The sequence below is a fragment of the Pseudomonas sp. Root401 genome (genome assembly GCF_001425105.1).
In the GTDB taxonomy this organism is placed as follows: Bacteria; Pseudomonadota; Gammaproteobacteria; order Pseudomonadales; family Pseudomonadaceae; genus Aquipseudomonas; species Aquipseudomonas brassicacearum.
This window is the reverse complement of record NZ_LMDO01000001.1, coordinates 678,244-687,354: the sequence shown is the minus strand read 5'-3', so window position 1 is coordinate 687,354 and position 9,111 is coordinate 678,244. Positions and strand designations below refer to the sequence as shown.

Here is a 9,111-nt window from a genome sequence, read left to right as displayed (position 1 = left end):
CGGGGGTGTAGCCCGGCGCCGTCAGACGCCGGGCGGAGTTACATCAGAAAGGCTTGGTAGGCAGGTACTTGCCGTCCAGGGTGATCACAGCGCGGTGGCCGCCGTCTGGATCTTCAACTTTCTTGATGTCCAGCTTGAAGTTAATGGCACTGATGATGCCGTCGCCGAACTTTTCGTGAACCAGCGCTTTGAGGGTGGTGCCGTATACCGACATCATTTCGTAGAAGCGGTAGATGGTCGGGTCGCTTGGTACGCCGTCGAAAAAGCTGCCGCGAATGGGCATCGATTGCAGCAGAGCGACTTGATCAGCACTGAGGTCGAGCTTCTTGCCCACGACATTCGCGGCGTTAGAGGGCAGCGGGTGCTGGCCAAGCAGGGCTGCGGTGACGAAGGCTTCGGACAGGCCGGTGCCATCAACGATCTCGGCGAAAGACAGGTCTTTGCGGGCCTTGGCCAAAATGATGACTTCGGTCAGTTCCTGGCGAGCGGTACGGGTGGCTTGAGTCTGGATCATGATGAATCTCCTGGGTAGGTAAAGGGGCTGATACGGGTTTCAGGCGATGTGCCTGGCTTGTGAGGAAACAGCGCGAACTTCAGGGTTTTCTGCGAGGGATACAAAGGTCCCTGTACGGCCATCGAAGGCGTCGATACGGCCGGTCTCGATGTCATAGATCCAGCCATGCAGGGTCACGCGGCCTTCTTCAAGCGCCAGGCGAACGGAAGGGTGGGTCTGGATGTTGGCCAGTTGGGCGATAACGTTTTCGCGCACCATGGACGAAACTTTGCTCGGTTGATCAGGGTGTTTGCGAGCTTCGTTAACCACCTTCGCCGAGTCGGCGTAGCGCAACCAGCCGGCCACTGCGGGCATGTGGTCGAGGCATTTACAGGTGGCAATGGCAGTCATTGCGCCGCAGTCGGAGTGGCCGCAGATCACGATGTCGGCGACGTTGAGTCCGGCCACCGCATATTCGACAGAAGCCGAAACACCGCCTGGCTCCGGGCCATACGACGGCACGATGTTGCCGGCATTACGGATGACAAACAGGTCGCCCGGTTCGCGTTGGGTGACCAGTTCCGGTACCAGTCGGCTGTCAGAGCAGGAGATGAACAGAGCTTTCGGGCTCTGCTGATTGGCCAGGTCCTTGAACAGTTTGACGCGCTCAGGGAAGGCATTTTTTTGAAATTTCAGAAAACCGTCGATGATCGCTTTCATGGTTGCTGTCTCAATGTTCGCTGGGTGTGGAACAAAGATTAAGCAACGCATTACATTAGGTAAAAGTCTCATTTATTATGGATTGGATCAGATTACCTTATGGGTTAAAACATGCTTGCTCGCCACATCCAGTATTTCCTCGCGGTTGCAGAACATCTCAGTTTCACTAAAGCTGCCGCAGCGCTGCACGTCTCTCAGCCGGCCCTTTCACAGCAGGTAAAGCAGTTGGAAGAAATCCTTGGAGCCCAGTTGTTTGACCGCTCAGGACGCACAACGCGATTGACTGACGCTGGAGATGCCTATCTTCTTTATGCGCGCCGTGCTTATCAGGAGCTGCGGGCAGCTAAAAGCGCCATTCATGATGTGAGCGACCTCACCCGCGGCTCATTGCGCGTAGCAGTAACACCAACGTTCACGGCCTATCTGGTAGGGCCGCTGATAGAGGCATTTCACTCCCGATACCCTAAAATCACCTTCAACCTGAAAGAGATCTCCCAGGAGCGGATTGAGGAGCTGCTTTTGGCAGGAGAACTGGACGTTGGAATCGCGTTCGATGAAATAAATACATCGGACATTGATGCGATCCCTTTGCTGAACGAAACCCTCGCCTTAGTGGTGAGCCGTAGGCACCCTCTGGCCGAGGAGCGGTCCATTGGATTGCAGGGCCTCAGCGCTGAGTCTCTGATTCTGCTCAGTACAGATTTTGCCACCCGCGAACAAATCGACCGTTACTGCCGTCAACACGCTATTCGCCCTCATGTGCAAATGGAGGCCAATGCTCTTGGGGCCGTGATCGAAATCGTCCGCCGCACTAATCTCTCGACCTTATTGCCTGCCAAAATCGCGTCGGCCTACGACGACCTGGTGGCCATCACTTTGGAGCCAGAACGCCTGCAGCGAACCGCCGTCCTTATGCGACGCAAAGACGCTTTTCAGAGCGCAGCAGCACAAATTTTTATTGAACTGGCTAAGGAAGTATCCAGTGAACTGGACGAGTGAGATGGCGCACAACTCACATTACGCATTCACCGGCGACGCTACCAGTACGAAAATCGACTGATTGTTGTCGGGACAGTTGAGGGGCTCTCGGAGGCTGATAGCTCTATGCCGTGCTCAGGGGATGAAAACGGGGCTGGCGGACTACTTCGCCGTGATAGCGAAGTCACGTAGCGGGAGGGAGTCATCATTGGCACCCTTAGTCGCCAAAGGCGCGCGGTCATGCCAATAAAAACTGGTATATCGATATACGGATATTACGAAACAAAAACCCGATCCTTTACGAATAAAGGACCAGGTTCAGTATGGCTTACAGGCCCAGTTCTGTCAGACTTGGGTGATCATCAGGGCGGCGACCCAGAGGCCAGAAAAATTTACGTTCACTTTCTTTGATGGGCATGTCATTGACGCAAGCAAAGCGACGCTGCATCAGACCATCCGCTTCAAATTCCCAGTTTTCGTTACCGTAAGAGCGGAACCAGTTACCTGAGTCGTCATGCCACTCGTAAGCATAGCGTACGGCGATGCGGTTGTCGGTGAAGGCCCAGAGCTCTTTGATCAGGCGATAATCGAGCTCTTTTTTCCATTTGCGAGTGAGAAACCCTCTGGCTTCTTCCCGATTGGTAGCGAATTCAGCGCGGTTACGCCATTTGGTATCCAGTGTATAGGCGAGCGAGACTTTCTCAGCGTCGCGGCTGTTCCAGCCATCTTCAGCGAGTCGGACTTTCTCAATCGCCGTTTCACGAGTGAAAGGAGGAAGTGGCGGACGAACTTTTGCATTAGACATGGTGGTGCCTCCAAATTAAGTGGACAAATCAACAAAGTTAGTATTCGTTAGACTAGGCCGATGCAGTTAGACCTAGCTTGAGCGATATCTCATATGCTTTAAGCGACGGCTGAAAGAGCGCAGCCGACAGCCACCGCTAATGGCAGAAACACAATTCTTACACCAACGGCTTATCCGAAAGCTTGATTCATTGCAGCGTTTACAGACCCAGATCACTCAGGCTTGGATGATCGTCAGGGCGGCGACCCAGTGGCCAGAAAAACTTACGCTCGCTTTCCTTGATCGGCATGTCATTAACACAGGCGAATCGACGCTGCATCAAACCGTCAGCTTCAAATTCCCAGTTTTCATTGCCGTAGGAGCGGAACCAGTTACCAGAATCATCGTGCCATTCGTAGGCGTAACGGACGGCGATGCGATTGTCGGTGAAGGCCCAAAGCTCTTTGATCAGGCGATAATCGAGCTCTTTTTTCCATTTGCGAGTGAGGAATCCTTTGGCTTCCTCGCGATTGGTAGCAAACTCAGCACGATTACGCCATTTGGTATCTAGCGTATAGGCAAGCGAAACTTTTTCTGCATCTCGGCTATTCCAGCCATCTTCAGCGAGTCGAACCTTTTCAATCGCCGATTCGCGAGTGAAAGGAGGAAGTGGCGGTCGAGCTTGTTCGTTAGACATGTTGGTGCCTCCAATATTTGGATAACTTCATTTAGGTTAGTACTTCTAAAGTTTCACGCGCTTGGGCGATGCACTTCTTTAAGCAAAATTACAGCAACTTCTCTTGCGCTATCTAGGGCTGTGTAGTCACCCATTACGCGGGCCACGGTTATCGCCCCTTCAATCAGTACAAAAAACTGTTTAGCCAGGGACTTCGGGTCTTCGACATCTAATTGGCAGGCCAACTCCAACGTATAATCGAGTAGCTTTTGTTTATGCAGCTTTGCGATATGACGAATAGGATCATCTACGTCGCCAACCTCCCCGGCCGTATTAATGAATGCGCATCCCCGAAAACCGTCTGACATAAACCAACTCTTGAGTACAGAAAAAATACTAATAATACGGTCGTGCGGAGTGTCCGCCTTTTCGCATTCGCTTCTGAACCACTGCATCCAGCGTACATCGCGCGCATTTAATGCCGCTGCCGCTATATCGTCTTTGTTCGCAAAATAGCGGTAAATACTTTTACGCGCTACGCCGGAAGTTTTTACCAAAAGGTCCATGCCAGTGGCGTGAATACCATTTTCGTAAATCAGCATCTCGGCAGTGGCCAAGATTTTTTCGCGTGTGTCGGTCATTTGCTTTTCCATGTAGCCAGAGTAGAACGATCGTTCTCCCTGGTCAAGCTTCTCAAAAAATTATTTTTGGCTGCGGGTTGGCGGTGGGGGTTCAGTGGGATCGCGCGTGCAGGTCTGTTCGGCCCCCATATCTTTCTCAACACCTTGCCGGTGCGGTCATCAGCCTTGGCCGCGTAAAAACTGGCACCAAATGCCGTTGGCGTGTTCAAAAGCGCGGTGAGTTGGACTTTCCTCAATAGCGGCTGGTCCTCTGTTTCCGTCAGTCGAATGTCCATGATCTACCCTGAAAGACTAGCTTCACCTCAACTCCTTAAAAGGTAGAGTAGAGGGAACCAGGTTTCGGCCGTTCTCTGCCGATCATGGTTACAAAGCGTGCTGGTCAGATCGAATGCAAGCGGATGGTCAAGTGGAGTGCAATTTCGCAGCTATGCTTTCTACGGATAGATGCGTCCGGGAAGCGACCATCTGCTGCTTAATATCAAGGAGGATTCCATGATGCGGGAAGCAACCACCGGACTCGAAAAACAGATAGAGATCGCTACAAAACTACTTTCCCTGTCGGCAAAAATCGGATTACTGATTGGCGGCACGTGCATCGTCAGTTATTTATTGAGCAACGGTCATTACCCGCAAGGCGTATCCGTTGGAGACAGTTTGTTGTTTCTGGTCACGGCGTTTTGCTTCGGACTGGTTTGTGTTTACTTTTCAGTCTCCGTCACGGCTGTCGGGATATTACTTTCGCCGTTCTTCATACCCGTGCTGAGAAGCTTCGTCTGGCTACATGGAAAAATCACCGATAAAAAACCCATACTGGAATTCAAACGACCAAAAATAACCTTCCTCTCGGTATTTTTTGGAATATTCGGCGCGGTGACCATTTATTTCCTTACTCATAAAAGCCCCTTGGAACACATTCAGCTCATCCTTCTGCCCATTTTTCAGTACATCGTTTACTCCGCCTATCTGGAGCAGAACAAGAAAATAAAAGCAGCGCAGCCATCGGCACCTGAAGTCGTCGATTCCGAGCATCCTGACCAGAATCCTCACGCCGAAATGAAACCCTTGAAGAGAACCAGGGCAGTGATCGTTGGGGTCATCCTCCTGACGCCCCTTCTCATGGGGGGCGTGACTTCGGACTTGTTGCAAGTGGCCATGAGCTTCGCGCAAATACGTATAGAAAGGGCAACGATTCTGGTGAAACCGCCTTACGCCAATCTATTGCCTGCCCCCAGGGATTCCCCGCTGGAAAATTACAAAAAATTTGAAAATGCGACGGTGATTTTCCGAGGCATTGGCAATTCGACGCTCATTGAAATGCACGCCGGGGAAACGGCGATCCGGTTGGAGATCCCGAATGACTCGATCATTATCGAGCGCCGTGTGAAGCCGCAAAGATGAGGAAAAATCCTGAGAAAACGGAAAGCTGATACCATCCGGAAAATTGACAGGCTGAGCAGAACACCATGAATCGCCGCAAGAAAATAAACCAGTTGTTAAAGGCTAACGCCAAAAAAGCCAGCGCCAAGCTGGCTCCCAAAAACAAGACTCAATACATCAGCAAAGCCGACCGACTGAAGCTGGCGGCAGAAGCCAGCGACGCCCCCATCACGCCCCCGGAAAGCTGATCCAGGTCGCTGAAGCTCCATGCTCAGGCCGTTTTGCACGTTAACCAGGCGCTCCAGAAAAGACTGCTGAAGAACCGGGTAGCACTGCCGAATCCTGTATCATTCAACAGTTTTTGAACCGCCGCCTCGGAATGTGGAGGGTCGGCGCCTTGAAGAATCTTGCCAAGCTTGACCGTCACTTCTTCCGGGCTGGCGCCATGCTGTCGCCACCGTTGCCCCCAGGCCGCGAGGAGTAGCGGCTGGCTGGCATACGCATAGTGGTTCCCGGCGACAATCAGCGGCGCTCCCGGCTTTAGATGTGCCTGGATGGACCGTAATATTTTCAACTTGGCTTCATCCCCTTCGAGATGATGGAGTACACCGATCAAGGTGGCAGCATCGTACGACCCGTTGGCGACCAGGTCTTCAACATGCCCAAGATGCATGGCGGTTCTTTCAAGCAAGTTGTTTGCGGCTAATTGCTGCTTCGCGGCCTCCAGCATAGGCTCGGACGGATCGACGGCAGTGAAGCGCCAACCCGGCTCCAGCTTGGCCATTGCAATGATCTCTTGCGCCGTACCGCCGGCGCCCACCACCAGTATTTTCGCCGAGCCCACATTCCCAAGGGTCGCCGCCAGCATGCACGCCGCCAGGTCCTGGCAGGCGTCGTATCCAGCGAGCGCAATGCGGCTCTGCCGGCCGTACTCGTTGGCCCGTGAAGTATCAAATTTTTCCGCTGAATTGAACGAGGATGATTTCAAGGCGCAGCTCTCCGTGTCCTGAAGTCAAGCTACGCCTCGCTTAGAGATAATAAAAATTCATTAATTTTATGCATAGCATTCCCACAAGGAATATCGGCTTGCATCGGCAGAATTTTGCTCGGTCAGCCAATTGCGGCTTGCGATGAACATATGGAAATACGAATATACTTCTTTCCATATGTTCTGGACCGAATTGGAGCTGTGTAATGACTGAGTTCTCCAGCGAAACCCCGCATGACTTCCCAAATCTTGACCTGTCACTCTTCGACGTACCAACAGCGGAAAAACTCGCAAAGAGCGCAGAACCCGAACATAAACCGCGCATACTTTTGCTGTACGGATCAACCCGCGAGCGCTCTTTCAGTCAGCTGCTGACCCGCGAAGCGGCCCGCCTGTTGGAACTCATGGGCGCCGAAACCGCAATCTTCGACCCGTCCGGATTGCCACTGCCGGACGATGCGCCCGTCGATCACCCCAAGGTGCAGGAACTGCGCGACTTGGTGATGTGGTCGGAGGGCCAGGTCTGGTGCTCGCCGGAACGCCACGGCTCGATGTCGGCGGTGTTCAAGGCGCAGATCGACTGGATCCCGCTCGCACTGGGCGCGGTTCGGCCTTCCCAAGGCAAGACATTGGCGGTGATGCAGGTATGCGGCGGCTCACAATCCTTCAACACGGTGAACCAACTCCGCGTGCTCGGTCGCTGGATGCGCATGGTCACGATCCCCAATCAATCCTCCGTCCCCAAAGCCTTCCTTGAATTCGACGAAGCCGGGCGCATGAAGCCGTCGTCCTATTACGACCGGGTCGTCGATGTCATGGAGGAACTGATGAAGTTCACCTTGCTGGTACGCGGCAGAGAAGCCTATTTGGTAGACCGCTACTCCGAGCGCAAGGAAAGCGCCGAAGCGCTCTCCAAACGCGTTAACCAGAGGTCTATCTAGGTGCAGCGATAGTGATAGGTTCTCGGTGTGTGCTGTAGGAATTTAACGGACGTAAGCTGCTTTCACATCGGCCTCGTCCTGAAGGGCAGCTACGGCCAATGAAGCAATCCAGACCACCGAAACCCCGTAATTGAGTCGCTGGTACAGGCCGAACAAATGACCGTCGGCCAATGCCGTCGCCATCAGCATAACCGTCACGATGGCCAGGACTACGCAGATCGCCGAGAACATTGCGAACCTGGCAGATGAAAGCAGCGACTTGCCAAGGAACGTCCACAGCGCCCCCGCCAGGGTGAGCGAGATGAACATCACCAGCCCCGCAAGATTGTGGCTCTGTTGCGAGACGGACGGTTGAACCGGCGCACAGCCTTGATCGCAGGAAAAATAGCCGGCCATAAAGCTTGCCAAGCCATGGATGAGAATCAGTGCAGCACTAAGCAAGGCCATCGGCGACGCCTTGAACAGTCTCGCCACGCCTATTGCGAAAAGCACGAACATCACGCCCAGCGGAAAATTGTTCACCCAGGCAGAGAAGCTGTGGGTTGGAGCTCCAACAGCGCCTAGTTGGCTCATGGCTTGATCCAGATGGCTGTAGCCTGGGTAGGCCCGCGCAGTCAGCGCAACACCCAAAAGCAGCCAGAATGGAATCAATATTCCGGAACCTAGCAAGGCACGATCAATGGTTTTCATGTTGTGACACTCCGTGTCGTTGTGATGTCCGTTTGTGGGGTGATGTGAAATCTGGCATTGATTCAAGCATCCACCCGCTCAATCAAGAACAGGGCGCAGGAAACTACGCTCATAACTCAGAATGAATCGTTGTTCCGTCGCCTGAGTCACCAATTCAACGCACTCTGGATCCTGTGCGGCTTTCCTTCGATAATTTTCGTAGTCGGCCAGGCTGGCAAAGCTGAACAGGCAGTAAGCGATGTTATTGGCGCCTTCGGCGGGAAGAAAGTAGCCATGATGGACTCCACCCATTCGGGTCACCACTTCAATCCATTGGCGCGAGTAGCTCTCGAAAGCTGGGATCTGGTAGGGGTCAATGACGTACCTGACATGGCAAGTAATCATGGGCTCAATCCTTTGAGAACTGGAAAAAACGGATTCTACACAGGATACGAGGCCTGTCGTCGATGATTGCCATTAGCCGGACAGCTTCGTTGCCCGCTCCATCTCATCACCCAGGATCGAAACACCATGGATGAACGCCAAGCAACCATCAAGAACAAGATCCACGCCGTGGTGAGGAGCAGCGAATCCGACGAGATCACCTATCGATCAGAGTGGCTCGGCTACCTGCCCTTCCCGGTTTTTCAATGGATTGAATATCAGGGTAAAAGCTTTTCCAGCGACTTCCCCTTTGATTGGACCCTTGAGGATCTGGTGAGTCTTGAGCGCACAGGGTTCTTGGAAACACTGGAAACTTACGAAAACCCGGAAGACCATTTCGATCGGGATATCAGGTATCGCGTTCATGTTGGGCGCGGGTAACGGTTGGCTGGAAAAATGG

14 protein-coding genes are annotated in these 9,111 nt (G+C 53.1%); 5 read left to right on the top strand and 9 right to left on the bottom strand.

Annotated features, from left to right (window positions below):
• Positions 1-43: 43 nt before the first annotated feature.
• Together cynS and ASC85_RS02835 are read right to left on the bottom strand one after the other, a co-directional pair.
• On the bottom strand, positions 44-514 hold the full coding sequence (gene cynS, locus ASC85_RS02840) for a cyanase (protein WP_053162525.1): 471 nt from the start codon (positions 512-514) through the stop codon (positions 44-46).
• Positions 515-553: 39 nt separating this feature from the next.
• The gene (locus tag ASC85_RS02835; RefSeq protein WP_053162523.1) at positions 554-1,213 is read right to left on the bottom strand and encodes a carbonic anhydrase; all 660 of its coding nucleotides are present in this window, start codon (positions 1,211-1,213) and stop codon (positions 554-556) included.
• A gap of 111 nt (positions 1,214-1,324) precedes the next feature.
• Here ASC85_RS02835 and cynR point away from each other — a divergent pair, with 111 nt between their 5' ends.
• The gene (gene cynR / locus ASC85_RS02830) at positions 1,325-2,212 is read left to right on the top strand and encodes a transcriptional regulator CynR (protein ID WP_053162521.1); all 888 of its coding nucleotides are present in this window, start codon (positions 1,325-1,327) and stop codon (positions 2,210-2,212) included.
• A gap of 307 nt (positions 2,213-2,519) precedes the next feature.
• Here the strand turns inward: cynR and ASC85_RS02825 are convergent, their stop codons facing one another.
• From ASC85_RS02825 to ASC85_RS30740, 4 genes are all read right to left on the bottom strand, one after another.
• Complete coding sequence (locus ASC85_RS02825) at positions 2,520-2,996, bottom strand: nuclear transport factor 2 family protein (protein WP_053162519.1); 477 nt, start codon at positions 2,994-2,996, stop codon at positions 2,520-2,522.
• 199 nt (positions 2,997-3,195) lie between these two features.
• The gene (locus tag ASC85_RS02820) at positions 3,196-3,672 is read right to left on the bottom strand and encodes a nuclear transport factor 2 family protein (RefSeq protein ID WP_057448159.1); all 477 of its coding nucleotides are present in this window, start codon (positions 3,670-3,672) and stop codon (positions 3,196-3,198) included.
• A gap of 53 nt (positions 3,673-3,725) precedes the next feature.
• Complete coding sequence (locus tag ASC85_RS02815) at positions 3,726-4,304, bottom strand: TetR/AcrR family transcriptional regulator (protein ID WP_057448158.1); 579 nt, start codon at positions 4,302-4,304, stop codon at positions 3,726-3,728.
• Positions 4,289-4,567, bottom strand: a complete 279-nt coding sequence (locus tag ASC85_RS30740; RefSeq protein WP_081001139.1) for a hypothetical protein — start codon at positions 4,565-4,567, stop codon at positions 4,289-4,291. Before ASC85_RS30740 ends, ASC85_RS02815 begins: the two co-directional genes overlap by 16 nt.
• Before the next feature lie 217 nt (positions 4,568-4,784).
• On the opposite strand from ASC85_RS30740, the gene ASC85_RS02810 reads away from it, so the two are divergent.
• Both ASC85_RS02810 and ASC85_RS30735 read left to right on the top strand, forming a co-directional pair.
• Positions 4,785-5,690: a hypothetical protein gene (locus ASC85_RS02810; protein WP_236712309.1), complete on the top strand. Its 906-nt coding sequence runs from the start codon at positions 4,785-4,787 to the stop codon at positions 5,688-5,690.
• Between the two features lie 65 nt (positions 5,691-5,755).
• Entirely contained in the window at positions 5,756-5,917 is a 162-nt protein-coding gene (locus tag ASC85_RS30735; RefSeq protein ID WP_080766468.1) for a DUF2986 domain-containing protein, read from the top strand.
• A 23-nt stretch (positions 5,918-5,940) separates the two neighbouring features.
• Here ASC85_RS30735 and ASC85_RS02805 read toward each other — a convergent pair whose 3' ends face one another.
• Positions 5,941-6,657: a class I SAM-dependent methyltransferase gene (locus tag ASC85_RS02805; protein ID WP_057448157.1), complete on the bottom strand. Its 717-nt coding sequence runs from the start codon at positions 6,655-6,657 to the stop codon at positions 5,941-5,943.
• Positions 6,658-6,863: 206 nt separating this feature from the next.
• Between ASC85_RS02805 and arsH the strand changes: the two genes are divergently transcribed.
• Positions 6,864-7,598 (top strand): arsenical resistance protein ArsH, encoded by a 735-nt coding sequence (gene arsH, locus ASC85_RS02800; RefSeq protein WP_057448156.1) that lies wholly within the window; start codon positions 6,864-6,866, stop codon positions 7,596-7,598.
• A gap of 42 nt (positions 7,599-7,640) precedes the next feature.
• Here arsH and ASC85_RS02795 read toward each other — a convergent pair whose 3' ends face one another.
• Together ASC85_RS02795 and ASC85_RS02790 are read right to left on the bottom strand one after the other, a co-directional pair.
• Entirely contained in the window at positions 7,641-8,288 is a 648-nt protein-coding gene (locus ASC85_RS02795) for a DUF998 domain-containing protein (RefSeq protein WP_057448155.1), read from the bottom strand.
• A gap of 78 nt (positions 8,289-8,366) precedes the next feature.
• Positions 8,367-8,672: an NIPSNAP family protein gene (locus ASC85_RS02790; RefSeq protein ID WP_057448154.1), complete on the bottom strand. Its 306-nt coding sequence runs from the start codon at positions 8,670-8,672 to the stop codon at positions 8,367-8,369.
• 126 nt (positions 8,673-8,798) lie between these two features.
• On the opposite strand from ASC85_RS02790, the gene ASC85_RS02785 reads away from it, so the two are divergent.
• Positions 8,799-9,092 carry a hypothetical protein gene (locus tag ASC85_RS02785; RefSeq protein ID WP_053162504.1) on the top strand — a complete coding sequence of 98 codons (294 nt, stop codon included), beginning with the start codon at positions 8,799-8,801 and terminating at the stop codon, positions 9,090-9,092.
• Positions 9,093-9,111 lie beyond the last annotated feature (19 nt).